Genomic DNA, 21,406 nt, shown 5'->3' on the forward strand with positions numbered 1-21,406 from the left:
CCGCTCCGGTTGGCCGACAATCCGACGCCGACACTTGGCGCATGCGGATGTTCCCGGGCAAAGCGGTCCGGCATGTTAAACTCTTCGGGTTTTTCGGCGCCGTTGCCTTTCCACGGTACCTTGCCCCCGCGGTACTTGCCCCCGTATTCCCAGTCTGGTCATGCCTCTTTCCCAGCCCGTCAACCGTTCCCCGCGTCATACCCGCGCCATTACGGCCCAGGCTTACCTCAGGGAAGACGGCTTGTGGGACATCGAGGTCAACCTGACCGACACCAAGCCGCGTGACATTGACCTGGCGGGCGGCCGGATCCGTCCGGTGGGCCAGCCGCTGCACGACCTGTGGCTGCGCGTCACGATCGACGAGCAACTCAACGTGCTGGATGCGGAGGCTTGTTCCGACTGGGTGCCGTATCCGACGCAATGCGACCAGATTGGCCCGGCTTACCGCAAGCTGATCGGGCTGAACCTGCGCAAGGGCTTCCGCAAGGCGGTGCGCGAGCGGCTGTCCGGTATCCAGGGCTGCTCGCACCTGACCGAAGCCGCCGGCGTGCTGCCGAGCGCCGCAATCCAGGCATTCGCCGGCGAAGTCATCAGCATTCGCGATGGTGCCGACGACGATCCCAATCCCGAACCCCCTTACCAGTTGAACGGCTGCCACGCGCTGCGTTTCGATGGCGAGGTGGTTCGAGAGTTTTACCCACGCTGGTATGGTCACCAGCCGAAGCCCAAGGTTCGGGCCGAGGCGGAGCAGGCCGCTGCGAACACGCCTCAGGCGCACGCGGCTGCCGGCCACGGCAATGTTCCGTACGACCGGCCAACCGGCACTTCCGGCTGATCCTCAGGATCGGCCACGGACGAGAGAGTTCGTCTTCTTTCAGATTCTTCCCTTCTACCTTTTACGCCTACCCGAAAGGAAACACGCATGAATATCCATGAGTACCAAGGCAAGGAAATCCTGCGCAAATACAATGTGCCGGTTCCGCGCGGCATCCCCGCGTTCTCGGTTGCCGAGGCCCTGAAGGCCGCAGAAGAGCTTGGCGGCCCGGTTTGGGTGGTCAAGGCACAGATTCATGCGGGTGGCCGCGGCAAGGGCGGCGGCGTGAAGGTTGCCAAGAGCATCGACGACGTCAAGACCTACGCCACCAACATCCTGGGCATGCAGCTGGTCACGCACCAGACCGGTCCGGAAGGCAAGAAGGTCAACCGCCTGCTGATCGAAGAAGGCGCCGACATCAAGAAGGAACTGTACGTTTCGCTGGTGGTGGACCGCGTGTCGCAGAAGATCGCCCTGATGGCATCGAGCGAAGGCGGCATGGACATCGAGGAAGTCGCTGCCCACACCCCGGAAAAGATCCACACGCTGATCATCGAGCCGTCGACCGGCCTGACCGATGCTGACGCCGACGACATCGCCCGCAAGATCGGCGTGCCCGACGCTTCGGTGGCCCAGGCTCGCCAGGCCCTGCAAGGCCTGTACAAGGCGTTCTACGACACCGACGCTTCGCTGGCCGAAATCAACCCGCTGATCCTGACCGGCGAAGGCAAGGTCATCGCGCTGGACGCCAAGTTCAACTTCGACTCGAACGCGCTGTTCCGTCATCCGGAAATCGTCGCCTACCGCGACCTGGATGAAGAAGACGCCAACGAAATCGAAGCTTCGAAGTTCGACCTGGCCTACATCTCGCTGGACGGCAACATCGGCTGCCTGGTGAACGGCGCCGGCCTGGCCATGGCCACCATGGACACCATCAAGCTGTTCGGCGGCGAGCCGGCCAACTTCCTCGACGTGGGCGGCGGTGCCACCACCGAGAAGGTGACCGAGGCCTTCAAGCTGATGCTGAAGAACCCGAACGTGGAAGCCATCCTGGTCAACATCTTCGGCGGCATCATGCGCTGCGACGTGATCGCCGAAGGCGTGATCTCGGCATCGAAGGCTGTGAACCTGACGGTTCCGCTGGTGGTCCGCATGAAGGGCACCAACGAAGACCTGGGCAAGAAGATGCTGGCCGATTCAGGCCTGCCGATCATCGCTGCCGACACCATGGAAGAAGCCGCCCAGAAGGTTGTGGCTGCTGCCGCCGGCAAGAAGTAATCCGGGCGCCGAAAACATTCAAGCGGACTGGGGCAGCGCGCGTGGCTGCGTGCCCGTGCTGCCAGAGCCAAGCAAAGGAATAACGTATGTCGATTCTGATCAACAAAGACACCAAGGTCATCACCCAGGGCATCACTGGCAAGACCGGCCAGTTCCACACCCGTGGCTGCCGTGACTATGCCAACGGCAAGAACTGCTTTGTCGCAGGCGTGAACCCGAAGAAGGCCGGCGAAGACTTCGAAGGCATTCCCATCTACGCCAGCGTGAAGGATGCCAAGGCCCAGACCGGCGCCACCGTTTCCGTCATCTACGTGCCGCCCGCAGGCGCCGCTGCCGCCATCTGGGAAGCCGTTGACGCCGACCTGGACCTGGTGGTCTGCATCACCGAAGGCATCCCCGTGCGCGACATGATGGAAGTCAAGGACCGCATGCGCCGCGAGAACAAGAAGACCCTGCTGCTGGGACCGAACTGCCCGGGCCTGATCACGCCGGACGAGATCAAGATCGGCATCATGCCGGGTCACATCCACCGCAAGGGCCGCATCGGCGTGGTGTCGCGCTCGGGTACGCTGACGTACGAAGCCGTGGGCCAGCTGACCGCGCTGGGCCTGGGCCAGTCGTCGGCTGTCGGTATCGGTGGCGACCCGATCAACGGCCTGAAGCACATCGACGTCATGAAGATGTTCAACGACGATCCGGATACGGACGCCGTGGTCATGATCGGCGAGATCGGCGGTCCCGACGAAGCCAATGCGGCCCACTGGATCAAGGACAACATGAAGAAGCCGGTGGTTGGCTTCATCGCTGGTGTCACCGCGCCTCCGGGCAAGCGCATGGGCCACGCCGGCGCGCTGATCTCGGGTGGTGCCGACACCGCCCAGGCCAAGCTGGAAATCATGGAAGCCTGCGGTATCACGGTGACCAAGAACCCGTCGGAAATGGCTCGCCTGCTGAAGGCCAAGCTGTAAGTCACACATCCAGGCCCGGCGCGCTCATGCGGCGCGCAAGGCCCTGTGTGGAACCGCTCCGGCGTGGCTGGAGCGGGATTGCCCCCGCCAAGTGCGGGGGCAATGTCATTGTGGCGAAGCGCTTCCTAGGGTATTTCCCGAGAAGTTTGCTGCTGACTTGAAATCGAATCGAAAGGTTCGCACGCTATACATGTCTGTTTTTTCAGACATCCGAACTGCCGCAATCGGGCGCGGTCGGACATATTAGATAGAAAACCTCGAGGAGCACTGCCGTGGAACTGCTGTCTTCCACCACGTTCTGGATTGCGTTGGGATCGATCATCCTGACCAACATCGTCCTGTCCGGCGACAACGCGGTCGTTATCGCGCTCGCCTCGCGCAACTTGCCGCCCGCGCAACAGAAGAAGGCCATCTTCTGGGGTAGCGCCGCCGCCATCATCATGCGGGTGGTGCTGACCGTGGCCGCCGTCAAGCTGCTGAGCCTGCCGTACCTGAAGATCGTCGGCGCCGTGCTGCTGGTCTATATCGGCGTGCAACTGCTGACCGGCGAAGATGACGAAGACGGCCACGACGCCAAGGACAACATCTGGCAAGCCATCCGCACCATCCTGATCGCCGACCTCGTCATGTCCCTGGACAACGTGGTGGCCGTGGCTGCTGCCGCGCAGAAGGGTCCTGAGGGCAGCCAGCTGATGCTGCTGATCCTGGGCCTGGGCCTGTCGATCCCGCTGATCGTGTTCGGCAGCACGCTGCTGCTCAAGGTCATGGAGCGCTTCCCGGTCATCATCGTGCTGGGTGCTGCGCTGCTGGGCTACCTGGCCGGTGAAATGCTGGTGAGCGATCCGGTCGATGCCGCCTGGTTCGAACTCAACGTGCCGCATGCCCACCTGGTGTTCGGTATTGCCGGGGCGCTCCTGGTGGTCGTGGTCGGCAAGCTGATGAGCCGCCGCGCTGCACAGACAGCCTGACGAAGCCGGCGTTCTGAACGCCGCATAGCAAAGGGCAGCCCTGGTGGCTGCCCTTTTCTGCTGATGGATGCCCCGAAATGCGGGGCTAACTTATGTGAGTTATCGCATATTTTGTCGGTCTGGCAGGAGACATTGGCAGACAACTGACAATTTTTGGTGCTAGGACATGGGTGCTCATTTGCCGGGTGACGAAATTTGTCGCCTGGCCCCCTGTTAGTGGGGTATCGGTGCTTGGCACGGTAACTGCTCTATCCTCCCCGCACTTCACAGATCGAAGACGTGCAGTGCATCAACCTAAAATCTCTTCGAGGGGTCATCTCATGCAACGGGTACAACAAATCAAAAAGCTGGGCCGTCGGGTTCAGAAGGGCTTTACGCTGATCGAACTGATGATCGTTGTGGCGATTATTGGTATTTTGGCGGCGATCGCTATTCCCCAGTACAGCGACTACACTTCGCGTACTCGGGCCGCCGGTGCAATGGCCGAATTGGCTGCAGTCAAAACTGCCGTCTCAATGTGCTACCAAGAACTGGGGGCTCTTACCGCTTGCGATTCGGGCGCCAACGGTATCCCGAGTATCAACGTGACGAAGAACATCACCGTTGCCACGGCGACAGCAGTAGTGGATGGCGTCATCACTGTGACTACTGGTGCCACCGACACAGCAACCCCGCCCGTGAACCTTACGATTGTCGATACGCCCACGTTCACTGCCGGGAGCAATACTCTGACGTGGACGAATTCGGGCACGACTTGCACTACAGCATCAGCAAGCTCGCGTGCCTTCAAGCCGGGTTCGGGCGATTGTCCGTAACTGGATCGAGGTCTTTGCGTTTGGGCGATAGACCTTACTTCCTGATCAAAGCGCCTTCGGGCGCTTTTTGTTTGCCCGTCCCTCAAGCTATCATGCGCCTTTTGCCAACAAGGCGTCGCATGCCGCAGCCCAAGACCGCCGTTCCGGCGATCTTTCTTGTCCTCACGATTGCTTTCCCGCTACTGGTTTCCCGGCACACTTTGCCGCAGGCCACCTTCTACGGCGAATGGGCAGCGGCGGCGGCATTCCTGCTGCTTACTGGCTTGCTGACGTTATCGACACTCCGATCGAAGTCCGACTCCCAAATCTCCTCGATTGCAAGCCTTCCACTCTGGCTGATCGCCCTCGGCGCACTCCAATCAGCCTCCGGCCTCAATGACCTGACCGGCAGTCGCTTCACGACGCAACTCACACTGGCACTCGGCGCAACAGTCATGCTCGCCGCGTGGCGTCATGGCGCTTCCACGTTGCCAAACAACCGCCGTGCCGTAGCAGACGCCTTCGCCACCGCTTTCCTCCTCGCAGGCCTGCTCGGCACCCTGGCTCAGTGGGTCCAACTCTTCCACCTTGAGTCCCATAGCTTCGGCCTTGTCTCTGCCTATTTTTACGACGACAACCGCCGCCTCTGGGGCAACGTCAACCAGCCCAATCACCAGGCCACCATAGAGGGCATGGCATTGGTCGCCGCGACATGGCTAGCCTCGCGCGGCAAGCTGCGTTTCCCGATGTGGCTGGCAGCCGTGGTCCTGCTGGAAAGCGGCATCGTCCTGTCAGGCTCACGCACAGGCGTCTTGCACGTGGGCATCGCGGCGCTGTACGCCATCATCGCCGCATGGCTTGCGCGCGGTGCGCGTCGCGATATCGATCCGATGCAGCGACCCGTCGGCCTTCTGGTTGCGGCAGTCGTCACGGTCATCGTCCTGCTGGCGCTGCAGCCGACCATCAAAGCCGCAAGCCACGCCTTCGACTGGCGCCTGTTCGATACCGTCGCACAACTGAAGTCCGCCGACCAGACATCCGCTCGCCGCGCGCTGTGGACCCACGCCTGGGCCATGTTCCGCACGCATCCATGGCTCGGCGTAGGCTGGGGCGAATTCGGCTGGGCGCAGTTCCAGCAGTTGCCGCAGGTCGGCGTGAAGGTCGAGATGGCGCTGCATTCGCACAACGCGATACTCGACCTGCTGGCCAAGACTGGAATTGTCGGGACCGCAGGCGTGGCCATTGCGTTGGCGGGATGGTTGTGGCGCGTGGTGTGTGTCCGGCTGGTGCAGGCGGATAGCGACGAAAGGGCGCAAACCGTTGTCGTCCTGACATGGCTGGCCATGCTGTGCGCGCATTCGATGCTCGAGTACCCGCTGCACTACCTGTACTTCTTCCTGCCGTTCTGCTTCATGCTGGGCTGGCTCGAGCCGAGTGGTTTCGGGCGATGGCACATGCCGCGCTGGCTGTCTCTAGGATTGCTGGCGGGGTTCGCCGCGGTCAGCGCGATCGTGCTCGCTACGATGTGGCAGGACTACCGGCGTGCCGAGGCGCGCGAGTATGCCAGCCGTGAGCGTCGAGCCACGCTGCCGATGCCCGCGTACTGGTTCCGCCCGTATGCGTCAGCCGATGTCGCCGAGCGTGCGATCATCACGCCCGCCAATGCCGCACAACTGTTGCCTTCCCATATCGCCGCCGTGCATCTGCTGCCGACGCCGACGATGATTGCCCGCACCGCATGGCTGATGGCGCTGACGGGAGACGCCGCGCAAGGGCGCGCGTGGCTGGAGCGCCTGCGTTTCTACTATGCGGGGGATGAACCGGCCCAGTACGCCGCGCTCGATCAGGCCTGTCGCGACGTCGACCATGCGGCGCGGCCGCGCGAGTTCTGTCGATGGATGCGCGAGCAGGCGCGACACATGCCCGAACAGGGCTGACCGGTCAATACCATCCACCGTACCCTGGTGGCGGAGGGGGCGGCGGATAGTAATAAGACGGCCCCGGCCGCGCCACCGCCATGTTGCCGTGGACCGGTACGCGATGCCCGCTGGCATACATGCATTGGAGGTAGGCCGCGTCATACTGCCGCTGCGTGCCGTAGCCCGAGTACTGCGCATTGCCAGCGCCATATGCCGCACCGGTCAGCAGACCCACGCCGGCACCCACGGCTGCACCCTCGCCGCCGCCGAATGCCGCGCCCGCGGCGGCGCCCAGCGCGGTACCGACCACCGTGCTGCCCACCGCGCTGGTATTCGCCGCCTGCGCGGAACTGACGCCGCCTACCTGTCCGAATGCGTACTGCCGGCAGTTGCCGTCGTCAGCCCGGAACTGGTCAAAGCTCTTGCCGGTACCCGGCAGCACCATGACCGACGGGCCAGATGGCATCACGGCGCAAGCCCCCAGTGCCAGTGTCGCCACAGTCAGTGCCACAGCCTGCGAACGACGGATAAGGTAAGCACGTGCCTTCATGACGATACCCCCGGCGCAGGCGATTCAGGTGCGACTGAACCGGACGGAGGCTGGGCCGGCACCTTCTGCCATCCGCCAGGGCAAGCGTGAATATAGGGGTAATAGCCTTCGGGCTGGTTGCAGTGGTACCACCAGGCCTGCGCCGGTGCTTCGGAGGGCATGGCGCCTTCAGGTCCGGGCGCGGCGACCGGTCCGTCGGGACCCTGTTCGATGTATTGCGGCGGTGACGCCGGCGCCGCCATCACCGCGGGCGGATAGTAGTACGGGTACGGATAGTAGCCATAGGGATACCCGCCGTACACGAATCCCGGGCCGAAATACACGCCCACGCCGACACGCGCAGGGTAGTAGCCGCCGCGATAGTAACCGCCGTGGTAATAGCCGCCGTGATAGCCGCCGCCATGGTAATAGGCCCGGCCGGCGACTGCCGCGCCGCTGGTGGTGACCGCCGCCAGAGCCAGCGCCAACTGGCAAAGCTTGCGCCCGTTCATCGAACTCACCCTATGCGAATGCGCCAGGCCGCGCCGGCACCGCGGTACCGCGGTACCGCGGCCTGTCCGGCCATGCTGGCCTGATTGGTATTGAATACCAATTTACGCCTGCCGGCGGCGGCGCACGGCGCCATGAAATGCGTCGTTACCTTTATTACGGCACGGTGCGCCAGCCGTACGCATGGTGTTCGGTCGAGCGACGAGGCGTTGCAAAAGACGCTTTGATTTTCATACTTCACCGCGCTGCGGCGAGATTTGTAATAAAGTGTTTCGAAGTTATCACGCAGCCAAGACCGTGAACCTCGAATCCCCATCTGAATTTGCCATTGACCCGTTGCGCGTGGAGTTTCGCCAGGCAGAAACGGAGCTGGCATTCCAGCGCCACCACCTGACGCGCAGCCGGTCGTCCCTTCATCTGACACTGCTGTTCTGCTCGGCGTTCTATCTGGCCTTTTCGATGACGGATGTCGCGGCGCTGGGCTATGGGCGCGTGGCGCTGGTCCTGTTCGTCGGCCGCATGCTGGTCGCGATCACGGCAGTGATGGGCCTGTATCTGCTGCGCGACGAGTCCGAATCCATCGCGGCGCACTGGTTCGTCGCAAGTGCTGCCGAGGTCGTGGGCATGGCAACTTTCATGCTGATCGTTTGGTACCGGCCCACCGAGATCCCATGGCACGCGATGTCACTGTGCATCATGCTGATCGTCGTCTATATCTTCATTCCCAACCGGCTGGTCATTGCAAAGGGCATCGCTATCGCTGCCACCGCGGTCTTCATCCTGATCGCGGTGGAGAAGGGGAACCTGAGCCCGTCGGATGCCCTGACCATGACGATGCTCTTGCTGCTGGCCAACAGCTTCGGGCTGGTGGCGGCCCGCCGCTACCACCGGCTATGGCGCGACGAGTACCGGTCGCTGACCGAACTGAAGCACCAGTCGACCAGGGACCATCTCACCGGGTGCTACAACCGGCGCCATTTGCATGAAACGCTGCTGCCGATGGAGATTGCCAGGGCAGAGCGGTACAAGCATTGGCTGACCCTCGTGGTTTGCGATATCGACCACTTCAAGCGCATCAACGATACCTTCGGCCATCAGACCGGCGATGCCGTGCTTCAACATGTGGCGGACCTGCTTCAGGCGATGACGCGCCGGCATGTCGATAGCGTGGTGCGCTACGGCGGGGAAGAATTCCTGCTGGTCCTGTCGCAGACGGACCTGGACGGTGCCTTGACCGTTGCCGAGCGGTTGCGGGCGGCGATTGTGGATAATCCGACCGCCGACGCCGCCAGCGGCAACATCCCGACTACCGCCAGCTTTGGCGTGCTGGCCGTGGATTTTTCCGTGGCGAGGCACGGTGCCACCGAAAAGACCTTGATTGCCGCAGCCGACGCCCTGCTGTATGAAGCCAAGGAAGCGGGCCGCAACAGTATCCGATGCAGCGAATGGTCCGATGCAGCCATCGGGCGCGCGACCGGTTCTCTTCCGCTGACGATTTACGATTCAGGATCGTCGGACGGGCATCGGCTTCTTGCCGACTGGACCGAGGCGCCGTAGACGAGGCACGTCGAATCGCCGATGGCTGCTTCCGGTTGTCACGGCTTCTGTCTAAGCGCCAGCCACCCAGTCGCCTGACTTTCCGCCGTGCTTCTCCAGCAACTGCACTCCGCCCATCACCATGCCACGATCGACCGCCTTGCACATGTCGTAAATGGTCAGCAGCGCCACCTGCACGCCGGTCAGTGCCTCCATCTCCACGCCGGTCTGGCCGCGGGTCTCGGTGCGCACGGTGCAGCGGATAGGGCGAGAGTGCTTACTAACATCCGTCAACGTTCAAACCTTCGATCTTGACCAATCCGGTTGATCAAGTGGAACGGTGTTGGAGCAGAAGTGGAGCAGAAATGGAGCAATCGCTCCAACGCCAGCCATGAGTTTACGAGATGACGTTGCAACTGGCGATAGCTGTCTATCGGCACGGTCACGGCTACAGTCGATGATGTTTGCATTACGACCGGCAAACCGGCTGCTGCGTCGTCCGCTTCCACATGTCCCCAATGGTTATCAAAAGCCGGTTCACATGTCGTCATTCGGAGACGGCCCATGTCACGCCCACGTAGGAAAAGAAGCGATGAACTGCTACCGTGTTACGGCGACATTAAACGGCTTCGCGCCAGTCTAGGTGTTCGCGCCGACAGACCTCGATCATTGCCGCCAGAACGTGTGACCATGATCACCATGCACATTGAGGGTGAATTCACAGAGCCAGTAGCAGGAACTTCGCAGTTTTCCATCATGGCGTATGTCAATGCGAACCCGGTCGTCGGTCAGAAGGAAGTGCCATCGATTGGCGCAATCATTGCTGTCAAGCCGGTTTTACAGGCCGTTATCGACCTATCCCCAAGTGAATTTCAGTCTCTGCTAACGATGGCGTCTGCTGGAATGCTTCGGTCATGTTATCTTTGCATCACAAAACCACGTTACCGTTCGGCCTTGATTGTCACCGCCGACTTCAATTCGAAGACAGTGGACGAGCTTGACGAATAGCCGACGCCCATTGAGGTGCCTGTGCATTGCAACGTCTCCACTGCTACGGTCGGTGACTGTGTTCGATCATTTCCCCCAGCCATTGGCAATGGTCACAGTCAAAGCAGGACACAGTCCGACATTCGCAGTGCGGGCTGTAAACCATTGTCAGCGTGCGGGCGTTTGTAAGTCCCCAATGGATGTCACAGTCGCACAACCGTTGGTCCGGCAGCCATTGGTAGGCAATGATCCAATGGGACCATTGCCTATTGCCATCATTGGGGCAGTTGGTCGCTTCAGTTGGGCGGATGGGGCCAGTCATCACCAATACGGAGGACGCATTTGACGAACCGAAGCGAAATAAAGGCTGGATTCGAGTCACTGCTACAGAACCATGCCAGCGATAAGGCGGTTGCGGGCTTGGTTGGCCTCTTAGTGGGCGACGCCGTTGGAGTACCTTGGGAATTTCATCCGCCAGAGAATCTTCCCACCCGCGACCTCATAGAGATGACACCCCCGGTCGGCTTCTCGCGTGCCCATGACGTGCCGGACGGTACGTGGTCGGACGACGGCGCACAGGGTCTTTGCCTGTTTGCCAGTCTGCTTGACCAAGGCCACTTCTCATTGACCGACTTCGCTGACCGCCTGCTGCGCTGGTACGACGAAGGGTATCTTGCGGTGGATGGAGACGTGTTCGACATCGGGGCGCAAACTTCAAGCGCCTTAGACCGGCTTAGAGACGGAGTGTCGCCTTTTGAAGCTGGCGGTGCGTCGGTCATGGACAATGGCAACGGATCGCTGATGCGTGTTCTGCCGCTTGCCTTGTGGCACACCGACACCGATGAAGACTTGGTCCACGACGCCCATTGTCAGTCGCTTGTGACCCATGCCCACCCCCGGTCGCTGGTAGCCTGCGGTTTATACGTGCTGGTGGCGAGGGGCTATCTGCACCGGCTTGCCGATCCGTGGGTCTGGGCAGACAGCCGTCTTGAAGAGATATACACCGGGAGCGACGGTCAGGAACGGCAGACCCTGTTGCGCGAACTAGATGTCCTTCGTAGCTTCCCGAAGACCGGCAAGCCAAGGGGCACAGGGTATTGTGTCGATACGATTTGGAGCGCCCGTATCGCAATGGAACAGGAAACCTTCGCGGATGTGGTCAAGAGCGCCGTCCTCTTCGGTCACGACACCGACACGACGGCAGCTATCGCGGGTGGCCTCGTGGGCTGCCGCGATGGACTGTCGGCAATCCCCATTCGCTGGCTGCAAAAGTTGCGCGGGTATGAACTGGTGGAACCGTTGATCACCCGGTTCCACGAACAACGCGGATGAATGTCACGCTGCCCTGACAGTGGTGTGCACTTCTTCTCCGAGAGAATATGCCTTGGCGTTCGACCATCCAGCCTTGCGATCAGCGAAGTGGGGTATTTCGATAATTTGGGCGTTCACGTTGCGCCCCGCAAGATGGTGGTGTACGTCCTTTCCAAACGCGACTAGTAGCCGTGGCTTGATGCGATCCAGAAGAAAGTCGAAAGGCGTCGTGTCCCGTTGGGCATGTCGAAGATCACGGTAGGCCGGCGCCGCTGTGGAGAAGATATTCGTTTCCAGTGCCTTGATGCTGCCAAGTCCGTCAAGCATGTGATTGACCAGCCTTCGAGTGCGGGAGACAGGGAGAACACGTGTCTTCCCCTGCTTGGGTCCGGCAGCTATCCGTTCCTCTTTGTATGTCGTGAACCACGCCGCCCGGTCAAAGCCGACGCCCGGTGTCCAGAAGTCCCAGAATCCAGTCTTCATTGGGGTCGCAGGGTTCAGTCCGACGAAAAAAACGCTGCAGTCAAGCGGTGAGCCGTCGCATATGAAGGGACGAAGGGTCGTCGGGAAGCCAATGATGGCCTTCAGGTCTTCTTCGAATTTCTCTAGCTGTTCCATAGAAAAGGCAGGGATGCGGCGCAAGTGTGTCGCTTGAACTTGGGGATGCCCGATTCTGCCGGTAAGAGACGGTCCCCGACGCAATAATGGGGACCGTCCCAACGACCGGATTGGATGGCAAACGTTACCGCTCGCCCTTCTTGGCGCGTACTCGCGAACGGTCCCAATCGACAACCGCACATGGGACGCCATCTGGGCCAAGCGCACCCTGTTCGATGTCCTCATCCAGTTTCTGCTGGCGGTGACTATCAGCAACAACGGTCAACGCAGGTGCGCCATCGGCATGCTTCGACTTCCCATCCACAGGTACGGCCTGCTGGAAGTCGAGACGTGGCAGTGACCGGACGATCTTCATCGTTTCCAGACTTACCGTCACTACCCGCTGGAACAGTTCCAGCGGGTAACGAGGGTTGCCCATAGTCTCGACAGCCCAATCGTTGGCGTCGTTGACGATGCCACTGTCCTTGTCGGTCTTCACGCACTGACGTTCCACGACCCAATCCAGTGCCGGTTTGCCGTTGACCACGTAGTCATAGGCTTCCAGTGGGATGCCGGTCAGGGTGATCTTGTCGTTGTAGATCAGCGTCGTGAGGTCTTTGTCCTTGCCCTTCTTCCCATAGCGCATCTTCTCGACACGGTAGTCGGCATCGTTCAACAGCAGGCCGCCGCCAACGATTTGCAACGGGTACTTCTCCACCGTCTCATAGTTGACGTGCAGGTCCGCCAGCTTGCGGCCAGCCTTGGAGAAAGCCCAGAAGTCAGCGGCGGTTTTCATGCATGGTATGCGTGGCAGTTCCTTGCTCAGGTTGTCGGCATACCGGTCCCGGTAATCGGACGAATGCAGCAGGCCATAGACGTAGTAGAACACGTCTTCCTTGCCGATCTTCTCGCCCGGATAGGCTGACTGGAAGTGTGCAAGTCCGTCGTCGGTGATCGCATCGCGGCGTTGGGTCGGTGGCTCCTCCGTATGTGATGCCCCAAACAGACCAGCTTGCTCCTCGTCCTCAGTGGTGGTTCCGTTCTCGGAGGTGTTATAGAGATACAGTGGGTAACACTGACCGTTTGCAAGTAGCTGGACATCAGGCAAGACATCGCTCATGACAACGGAAAATTCTTTGGGCGTGCCTAGACCCGTTAAGCAGATTACTCGGTTTTCTGCCACCGCACTTGGGAAGATGCGTGGCATTTGATAGACGCAGTTATTGAAGTGCTGGTTGAAGTAGACCCATGTCTTTGAGAATGGTCGGTAGGCTGCGGGAACAATTCCTTCTGGCAAGAACGTCCTCGTTTTCTGCCTCCCTAAATCCTGCTTGACTTCGCGAGTCCAACTCATTTTTGTCGAATCGAAGTCAAGAAATGTATCCACATCTGGCCAGTCCGTCTTATTTCGCCCCGCGCACGCGGCCTTGTACCGATCCACCTCCAAATTGTAGAACCCGATCATCCCCTTTGCGGTGGAAATCAAATTCTTGCGGGAATGGTTATAAACCCACGCGTCTCGATTGGTCTTCACTCCACTGGAATAGTTCTCGAAGAGTACGGTGGTACTCTTGCCCTTCTTTTCCCCAAGTGAGATAAAGTCGCCGAAGGTGTCGTCACGCTGGTTAAGCCAGTCGCCGTACTGGTCAGGCATTACCATCTTCCAGCCCTGAGCATTGGTGATCCCAGCAATGCTCGCGAAGGCGCCGATCTTTTCCAGTTTTTCTTCGCGCGTCAGGTAGTCACCGATGTCGTGAAAGTAAATCTGACCGTGCTGCGCTGCGTTGGGGTTCTTGATCAGCAGGGAAATGGCAATCGGCGCGCGACTGCCGCTACCAAAAATCTTGCCGCCCTCCCGCCGCGAAAGTTCACCAGATGTGCGTTGATTTCCGCGCAAGTGGAACACATAGATACTAGAAAACTCGTCGGCCAGGCATTGGCGTAGACCATCAGCCGTGTTCGAATCTAGGAAGCCAGCATTTGTAACGAAACCAATGACGCCGCTGTTGCCGATACGGTCACTCGCCCACCGGAGAGCACGGACATAGCTGTCATACAAGGCGTTCTTCAGTGTCGCAGTGGAACGCTCAGCATAGGTGCTGCGAATCCTGCTATCCAGATGCGGATACGCCACGTTTTGGTTGTTGTCGTTGGCGCTATCTTGGCCTGCCGAGTATGGCGGATTGCCGAAGATGACGCGAATGTCCAGTTTCTTCTGGCGCTTTCGGCGGGCGCTGTTGTTTGCCAACAGCGCATCCACCATGTCTTCCTTTTCGTACAACTGGAAGGTATCGGTCAGGCAGATGCCTTCGAAGGGCTGGTACTTCCCGCCAACAGCACCGTGGTACACCGCTTCGATGTTGATCGCCGCAATGTAATAGGCCAGCAGCACGATTTCATTGGCGTGGATTTCGTGCTTGTACTTGTGGGGCAGTTCTTCCGGCTTGATCAAGCCGCTTTGCAGTAGGCGGGTGATGAAGGTGCCAGTGCCGGTGAAAGGGTCGATGATATGTACGCCCTTGCTGCCAAGGGTCTGCCCAAATTCGGCTTGCAGGATGTGGGCGACACTGTGGATGATGAAGTCCACCACTTCGACCGGCGTGTAGACGATCCCCAACCGCTCGGTCATCTTTGGAAATGCATTGCGGAAGAATTTGTCGTACAACTCCACAACAATCTTCTGTTTACCCGCCGCGTTGTCGATGCCTTCCGCCCGCAGCTTCACGCTTTCATAGAACTTCTCCAGCGTGTCAGCTTCCTTTTCCAGCCGGTGTTCATGCAGTACATCCAGAACGTTCTGCATGGCGATGGACATCGGGTTGTGCTGGGCGAAGCTGTAGTCCGCAAAGAGGGCGTCGAACACCGGCTTGGTGATGAGATGCTGCGCTAGCATCTCGATGATTTCGCCATCTGTGATGCTGCCGTTCAGGTCGTCGCGCAGTTCGTGTGTGAAGGCGTCGAAGGCTTCACGTTCCTTGGTGTTGGCCGGGTTCTCGATGATGCCGGTGATGCGGTCGATATGGGTCCGGGCGATCTTGGCAATATCGTTGGCCCAATCTTCCCAATGGTGGCGATTGCCGACCTTCTGCACCAGCTTGGCGTAGATGGCCTTCTCGATCTCACCGATCTCGAACTCCATTTCGTGCTGTTCCTGCGTGGTGCGTGGCTTTGCCTTCTCGCCAATGGTGAAGCCGCCCTTTGCAGCATCCTTGGCCCTATCACCCCTTGACTTCTTCCCCTGCTTCTTCTGGATTTTATCTGTGACAGCAATGATCTCCATCTTGCTGGTGTCCTTGCCGATCAAGTCCAGCTTATTGACCATCGCGTCAAAGCGGTCATCGTGCGAACGCAGCGCCTGCAAGACCTGCCACACCACGGCATAGGTCTTGTTGTCGTTCAGGGCTTCGTGCGGCTCGACGCCAGCGGGGATGACCACAGGCAGAATGACATAACCCCGTTTCTTGCCGGGTGCATTTCGCATGACGCGTCCCACCGACTGCACCACGTCTACTTGCGAATTGCGCGGCGTCAGGAACAGGACGGCGTCCAACGCCGGTACATCCACGCCTTCAGATAGGCACCGGACGTTGCTCAGGATTCGACAGGTGTTTTCCGGCGTTTCGGCCTTCAGCCAAGCCAGCTTTTCTTCCTTCTCGCTGGCGTTCATGCTGCCGTCCACGTGTTCGGCTTCGCAGGTGAGGCGGGTGATCTGTTCGAACTCTTCCTTTTCCTGATATTCCTCGACTACGGCTTGGAACATGCCTGCGATCTGCTTGGAACTGACCTTGTGGGCCTTGGTACCTTTCGAAACTTCGATGACCTGACAGAAGGCCACCGCACGCCGCATCGGATCGCCATCGCCGATGAGGTCTTCCGTCAGTCCCTGTTTGGACAGCGCCTTCCAGCAGCCAACGATCTTGGCGGCGTCATCAACTTTGAGTTGGTTGTTCTCGTCTTTCAGCAATCCTTGCAGGCGGCGGCTGACGTGGGCTTCTTCCACTGCCAGCACGATGACCTTGTAATCGACCAGCAGGCCACGCTTGACGGCCTCTGAGAAGGTGATAACGAACAATTCCTCGCCATACAATGCTTCATCGTCCATCGAACACAGGGCCACATTGTCTTTCTCCGCGCTGGCCTTAGCTGAATCGCCATAGATGCGCGGCGTGGCGGTCATGTATAGGCGCTTGGCGGCACGGATGAAGTTGGCATCGTGAACCTTGACGAAGGCGCTTTCATCTTCGCTGTCGAAGGTGGCACCAGTGGTGCGGTGTGCCTCGTCGCAGACGATCAGGTCGAACGCCGGTAGGCCGCATTCCTTCTGCGAACGGCTGATGACATCGATGGAATGGTAGGTACTGAACACGACGCTCATGTGTTGGGCGTCGTGCCGCTTGTTCATTTCCGATGCAAGGCGCGCTGGTTCGGTGGTCGCCGGGTACCGCAGTTCATGAACGAAGGTCTGAACGGCGTCGTCGTCCTTCTTGCGCTTCTTGCCCACGTCGCTGTCGGAACACACAGCGAAACTGTGCAGCGGCGTTTCCGATTCCTGCGTCCATTCAGTCAGGGTCTGGGACAACAGAGACAAACTTGGCACCAGAAACAGCACGCGTTTGCCTGATCCGGCGAGGGTTTCGGCAATCTTCAGGCTGGTGAAGGTCTTACCGGTGCCGCAGGCCATTATCATCTTGCCCCGGTCGGCGTCTGCCAGACCATGCGCGACCGCGTTCAGGGCGTTCTTCTGATGGTCCCGCAATTGCTTCTTGTCCTTGAAGACAGGTGCTGCCATGGACTGGTACTTCGACCAATCGATCTGGCTTTCTTCAAGGGCCGTCAGATCGATTTTGCTGACAGGCGGTTGCTGATCGATCAGCGCATCTTCGGCGTGTTCGGACCAGTGGTTCGTCGTGCTGACGATGATGCGACGCGCAAAGGGCTTCTTACCGGATGCGGTGAAGAAGCTGTCGATGTCGCCTTTTTGCAGGCGGTAGTCCGGCGCATACAGCTTGCATTGAATGGCGTGGTACTCGCCTGTACCTTGGGTCTTGGCAACGAGGTCAATGCCGGAGTCCCGCTTATCCAACTTTTGCAGGTCCGCCCACTGTGCATAAGTCCACACATCGCTGTACAGGTCGCGGTAAGTGGCTTCGTTCCTCAGGTAGCAAACGATCAGTTCTTCGAAGTAAGTTCCTTTCTCACGTTCGGTGACTGCGGCGGAGCGGAAGGTGTCCAGAAGCTGTTCGAGAGCCGTCATTTTTGTGCGGATACATTTTGGCAAGGTTCAGCATTATGCCCGCCCGCCGCGACATTTCGGCCACAAGCGGAGACTGTTGGCCCCTAGCATCAAGTGATCGCCGTGCGACCCACCGTTACTAATCGACCGTTTCCCAACACGTAGCCGACATAACCAATAAGACTGTTGGAAATATAGGGTTGACCAATTCCAACACCAGATGATATTCTGACACCCTTTTCCAACACGTCGCGGGGCACAATGGCGATCTTCGGGTACGGCAGGGTGAGCACCAAGGACCAGACAACTGAGAACCAACGTCTGGAAATCGAAGCGGCTGGCTTCAAGGTGGACTACTGGTTCACCGATGAGGGCATCAGCGGAAAGACCCATGCGACCCAACGCCCGCAGTTCGTCGCTATGCTCGGCAAGATTCGGGACGGTGAGACGCTGGTTGTTTCCCGCCTTGACCGCCTTGGCAGGGATGCGGAAGACGTGCTGCGCACTGTGCGGACCTTGGCCGAACGCAAGATTGAAGTCATCGTGCTTCAGCTTGGGAAGATGGACCTTGGGTCAACTGCCGGGAAGCTGATGCTGACGATGCTGTCTGCTGTCGCGGAGATGGAGCGTTCGTTGCTGATCGAACGGACACAATCTGGACTGGCACGTGCGAAAGCCGAAGGGAAAATCCTTGGCCGACCATCCAAGACCACGCCATCGCAACGTGATGAGATGAAGACGAAGTATGCGGCGGGCGAGACGGTCAGCGCCTTGGCACGCGACTATGGCATCTCACGGTCCAGCGTGCTGGCCGTGGTGAATCCGTAGGGCGGATGCAGCAACAAAGCCAACCAAAGTATGAACCTACCAAGACCGGAATATCTTTCCCTCGGCGACCTGGCAAGCAGGTGGGGTTATTCCGAAGAATATGTCCACAATTTAATCCACACCGCCAAGATCATCCCTGAAATTGCGCTGTCGGACGCGGAACGATACGTCGGCGGTGAATTCAGTGGCGGTTATCTCGTTGGAGACATCGACAACGCGAAGCACAAAAGCTACAGCGAATACTACGTCGGAACGATTATCGATCAGGATAATCACTATGAGAATTGTCCTCAGTGCAAGCGGCTAGTCTTCTGTCACTGCCCGGTTGACGATGGAAACAGTGGCTACCTGTTCCAGTTTGTCAGCGAAAGCCCTTATCCCGGTGATACAGAGAAGTGGTTTTACCTCGACCACGCGGCGCACATCGGCAGTGCCGACTGGAAACGATTCCGGTTTGTGTGGCCGGAAATCGAACGCTATGAGGATGAAAATGGAGTCTGTCAGGAGTCTGCACCCAATGAACTTCGGACTGTCCAGAACAAGCTGAAAGACCGTGTGCAGGTTCTCGACGTGGAAATCGAGATGGCAAGAAGGGCAGCGCTTGACCCGAACGACGCAAACAGCGTGTGGGCAGAACTCCTCAAACTAGCAGATGCACGGAGAGGATGCTTGCTTGGGGTCGCTGAAGGTGATGTGAAATACGATGCAAGCGGAACAGTTGCCTTCTTTAAGAAACGTAGCCTTCGTGAACGTCTGCGGCGTGCAGCGGCACGGTAAGCCACGCTACGGCACGCCAAGACACGCTAAGGCACGCCCGTATCGGGAAAATCAGTAATCGGCGAGAAAATGTGAATTCCAACAACGAACAAGGAATTCACCTTGAAAATCATTCAACAAGTCGATAGGACTGTAGCAACCCCTCTCCCGCTTCAACCGTTTGCTGAGCAGTCTGCTTCGCTGGTCACTTATTCGCGGTTCGAAAGTTACACTGATACTATCGCAGAGCGGGTTACTGAATCGTTCTATTCGCTGGCAGAGCGGTGCTGCGAACCTATTATTCGCGAAGACAAAAACGGTCCGGCATTCTGTCCGGCTACCTTTGCACCTGCCTATCGCAACAGCAAGAATGCCCAAGAATGCCATTTTCTGGCGTTCGATTTGGACGACCTGCCGGACCACATAATGGCTGAAGACGTGCTTGATTGTGTGTCAGGCTTGCTTGCTTTCACCTACAGCACACACAGTCACAAAATGCCGGGGAAGGGTAACCGCTTCCGGGTCGTCATCGCAATCCACGCCCCTATTCCCGCAGCACAATACAAAATGGTTGCAACGAATTTCGCAAAGCGGTTTGTGAAGTTGATAGGTATCGTCGATTCTGCGGGATTTTCCCCTAGTCAAATTATGTATTTCCCGTCTTGTCCTTCTGGCCAGCTCGAACATTTTGAGTTCGAGGGGCAAGAAGGCGAACCGTACAATTGGTCGGCAGTGTTATCCGATTCCCAGACACTGATCTCCAAGGGTTCGCGCAATAAGGACCTGTTTCAAATTGGTGCGGCGATGCGTGGTCGCGGCCTGGGTGACGATGAAATCAAGGCGGAACTGTTGGCGAAGAATGAGCAGTTGTGCGTTCCGCCGCTCGACGTTGGTGAAGTTATGGGCATCGTCAAATCTGTATGCAGTTATCCGCAAGGCAATGCCTTGGTGCCGTCAAACAAATCAACAACCGTCCTTGCCCGCGTTGAGACGACCATTACGGAACTGAGCCTCGCGCAGGAAGTGGCGCAGCTTCACGGCGGCCAATTTCATTTCGTGGCAGAAACCGGAAAATGGATGCTGCTTGATCCCACGTCCAATGTCTGGAAAGAAGATGCCACCGGGCAGGTAAACCGCTGGGCACTCGAACAGATTCAGCGGCGGGCCGAGTATGCTGCCGATTTGATCGGGCAGGGGCAATACAAATACGGTCAGGAAATTCTGGCCGGTGTCCGTAAAGCTGAAAGGAATGGTTTCATCAACGGAACCCTGTCGCTGCTGAAGTCGCTGGTAGGCATTCAGGTTACCAAGAGTGAGTTCGATGCGAACCCTTACGTCATTGGTTTTCATGGCGGCAAATGTGCCGATCTACAGACATTGACTATTCGCGATATTGTTCCCACGGACAAGGTGACGAAGCTGGCTGGCGCGGAATACGTGGCAGATGCACGTTGCCCCTTGTGGGAAAAATCGATCATGGACTGGTCATGCGGGGATCGCCAACTGGCGCGGTTTTTGCAGGTCTGGGTCGGTTATACCCTATCCGGGCTGACGGAACAGCAATATTTCCTGTTCCTGTTTGGCGGTGGTCGTAACGGCAAGAGCGTGTTTATCGACATTATCAACGCGCTGCTGAAAGACTACGCCATGACGATGAACCCCGAAAGTCTGATGCTCAAATCGGGCGGTGGCGGTGCGAACAATGACATCGCACGGCTTGCCGGGGCGCGGTTGGTAACTTCGGTCGAACTACAAGAAGGGCGCGTGTTTGACGAGAATCTGATCAAGCAATTGACGGGCGGGGATAAGATCACTGCCCGGTATCTATACCGCGAAAATTTCGAATTTCATCCCAATCTGAAGCTTGCCGTAACGGGAAATCATAAGCCGATTGTCAAGGGTACTGATTTCGGGTTCTGGCGTCGTGTCTTGATGGTCCCGTTCTTTGCAAATGTAGATAATCCCGATACTGGTTTGACCCGGAAACTTGGGGGCGAACTGCCCGGAATCTTGAATTGGGCGCTCGAAGGCTGGCGCATCTACCAAGCCGAAGGCTTGGTAATCCCGAAGGTCGTTGAACGCGAATCTTTTGCATATCGCGAAGAGATGGACATTGTCGGTCAGTGGAAGCAGCAATGTACTGCAACGCTGGCTGGTAATGAGATTCGCGCCAATGTTCTGTATCACTCGTTCAAGAAGTGGGCCGAAGAAAACGGTTTCTTCAGTATGAACAGTTCGGCATTTGGACGGAAACTGGCTGGTGCTGGCCTTCGCACGCGGCGCGATGGTCGTGGGATGATTTACCTCGACCTACAGCTGACCGGTTGACGTTGACGGTTGACGGGTTGACGGGTTGACGGGTTGACGGGTTGACGGGT

General features: G+C 58.6%; 16 protein-coding genes and 1 pseudogene. 12 read left to right on the forward strand and 5 right to left on the reverse strand.

The genetic code is table 11. From position 1 onward, the window contains the following. Window positions 1-160 precede the first annotated feature (160 nt). The 6 genes from ACIGJB_RS02810 (at window position 161) to ACIGJB_RS02835 (ending at window position 6,759) form a co-directional block, all read left to right on the forward strand. Complete coding sequence (locus ACIGJB_RS02810) at window positions 161-835, forward strand: DUF2889 domain-containing protein (protein ID WP_483731296.1); 675 nt, start codon at window positions 161-163, stop codon at window positions 833-835. Window positions 836-922: 87 nt separating this feature from the next. After that, window positions 923-2,092, forward strand: a complete 1,170-nt coding sequence (gene sucC / locus ACIGJB_RS02815; protein ID WP_011296719.1) for an ADP-forming succinate--CoA ligase subunit beta — start codon at window positions 923-925, stop codon at window positions 2,090-2,092. 86 nt (window positions 2,093-2,178) lie between these two features. Further along, on the forward strand, window positions 2,179-3,060 hold the full coding sequence (sucD, locus tag ACIGJB_RS02820) for a succinate--CoA ligase subunit alpha (protein ID WP_483731297.1): 882 nt from the start codon (window positions 2,179-2,181) through the stop codon (window positions 3,058-3,060). A 272-nt stretch (window positions 3,061-3,332) separates the two neighbouring features. Further along, window positions 3,333-4,028, forward strand: a complete 696-nt coding sequence (locus ACIGJB_RS02825; protein ID WP_483731298.1) for a TerC family protein — start codon at window positions 3,333-3,335, stop codon at window positions 4,026-4,028. A 320-nt stretch (window positions 4,029-4,348) separates the two neighbouring features. Continuing rightward, window positions 4,349-4,843 carry a pilin gene (locus ACIGJB_RS02830; protein WP_483731299.1) on the forward strand — a complete coding sequence of 165 codons (495 nt, stop codon included), beginning with the start codon at window positions 4,349-4,351 and terminating at the stop codon, window positions 4,841-4,843. Window positions 4,844-4,962: 119 nt separating this feature from the next. After that, window positions 4,963-6,759, forward strand: coding sequence for a PglL family O-oligosaccharyltransferase (locus ACIGJB_RS02835; protein ID WP_483732241.1), 1,797 nt, complete (start codon window positions 4,963-4,965; stop codon window positions 6,757-6,759). Between the two features lie 4 nt (window positions 6,760-6,763). Here the strand turns inward: ACIGJB_RS02835 and ACIGJB_RS02840 are convergent, their stop codons facing one another. Both ACIGJB_RS02840 and ACIGJB_RS02845 read right to left on the reverse strand, forming a co-directional pair. After that, window positions 6,764-7,291: a YMGG-like glycine zipper-containing protein gene (locus ACIGJB_RS02840; protein ID WP_483731300.1), complete on the reverse strand. Its 528-nt coding sequence runs from the start codon at window positions 7,289-7,291 to the stop codon at window positions 6,764-6,766. Beyond that, complete coding sequence (locus ACIGJB_RS02845) at window positions 7,288-7,782, reverse strand: hypothetical protein (RefSeq protein ID WP_483731301.1); 495 nt, start codon at window positions 7,780-7,782, stop codon at window positions 7,288-7,290. The genes ACIGJB_RS02840 and ACIGJB_RS02845 overlap by 4 nt, the downstream gene beginning before the upstream one ends. Before the next feature lie 295 nt (window positions 7,783-8,077). Here ACIGJB_RS02845 and ACIGJB_RS02850 point away from each other — a divergent pair, with 295 nt between their 5' ends. Continuing rightward, a complete protein-coding gene (locus ACIGJB_RS02850; RefSeq protein ID WP_483731302.1) occupies window positions 8,078-9,337 on the forward strand; it encodes a GGDEF domain-containing protein in 1,260 nt (419 codons plus the stop codon). A gap of 51 nt (window positions 9,338-9,388) precedes the next feature. Here the strand turns inward: ACIGJB_RS02850 and ACIGJB_RS02855 are convergent. Next, window positions 9,389-9,580, reverse strand: a pseudogene (locus tag ACIGJB_RS02855) (cyclic pyranopterin monophosphate synthase MoaC); the annotation flags it as partial. Between the two features lie 426 nt (window positions 9,581-10,006). Between ACIGJB_RS02855 and ACIGJB_RS02860 the strand changes: the two are divergent. Continuing rightward, on the forward strand, window positions 10,007-10,324 hold the full coding sequence (locus tag ACIGJB_RS02860; RefSeq protein WP_483731303.1) for a hypothetical protein: 318 nt from the start codon (window positions 10,007-10,009) through the stop codon (window positions 10,322-10,324). 321 nt (window positions 10,325-10,645) lie between these two features. Beyond that, window positions 10,646-11,635, forward strand: coding sequence for an ADP-ribosylglycohydrolase family protein (locus ACIGJB_RS02865; protein ID WP_483731304.1), 990 nt, complete (start codon window positions 10,646-10,648; stop codon window positions 11,633-11,635). 3 nt (window positions 11,636-11,638) lie between these two features. Here ACIGJB_RS02865 and ACIGJB_RS02870 read toward each other — a convergent pair whose 3' ends face one another. Further along, entirely contained in the window at window positions 11,639-12,256 is a 618-nt protein-coding gene (locus ACIGJB_RS02870; RefSeq protein ID WP_483731305.1) for a hypothetical protein, read from the reverse strand. A 100-nt stretch (window positions 12,257-12,356) separates the two neighbouring features. Further along, window positions 12,357-17,465, reverse strand: coding sequence for a DEAD/DEAH box helicase (locus ACIGJB_RS02875; protein ID WP_483731306.1), 5,109 nt, complete (start codon window positions 17,463-17,465; stop codon window positions 12,357-12,359). A gap of 240 nt (window positions 17,466-17,705) precedes the next feature. Here ACIGJB_RS02875 and ACIGJB_RS02880 point away from each other — a divergent pair, with 240 nt between their 5' ends. The 3 genes from ACIGJB_RS02880 (at window position 17,706) to ACIGJB_RS02890 (ending at window position 21,356) form a co-directional block, all read left to right on the forward strand. Further along, complete coding sequence (locus ACIGJB_RS02880; RefSeq protein ID WP_483731307.1) at window positions 17,706-18,272, forward strand: recombinase family protein; 567 nt, start codon at window positions 17,706-17,708, stop codon at window positions 18,270-18,272. A 30-nt stretch (window positions 18,273-18,302) separates the two neighbouring features. Then, window positions 18,303-19,049 (forward strand): hypothetical protein, encoded by a 747-nt coding sequence (locus tag ACIGJB_RS02885; protein ID WP_483731308.1) that lies wholly within the window; start codon window positions 18,303-18,305, stop codon window positions 19,047-19,049. Window positions 19,050-19,151: 102 nt separating this feature from the next. After that, complete coding sequence (locus ACIGJB_RS02890; RefSeq protein WP_483731309.1) at window positions 19,152-21,356, forward strand: phage/plasmid primase, P4 family; 2,205 nt, start codon at window positions 19,152-19,154, stop codon at window positions 21,354-21,356. The last annotated feature ends 50 nt before the right edge of the window (window positions 21,357-21,406 follow it).

The sequence above is a fragment of the Cupriavidus sp. C2SS-8b genome, from assembly GCF_057073745.1.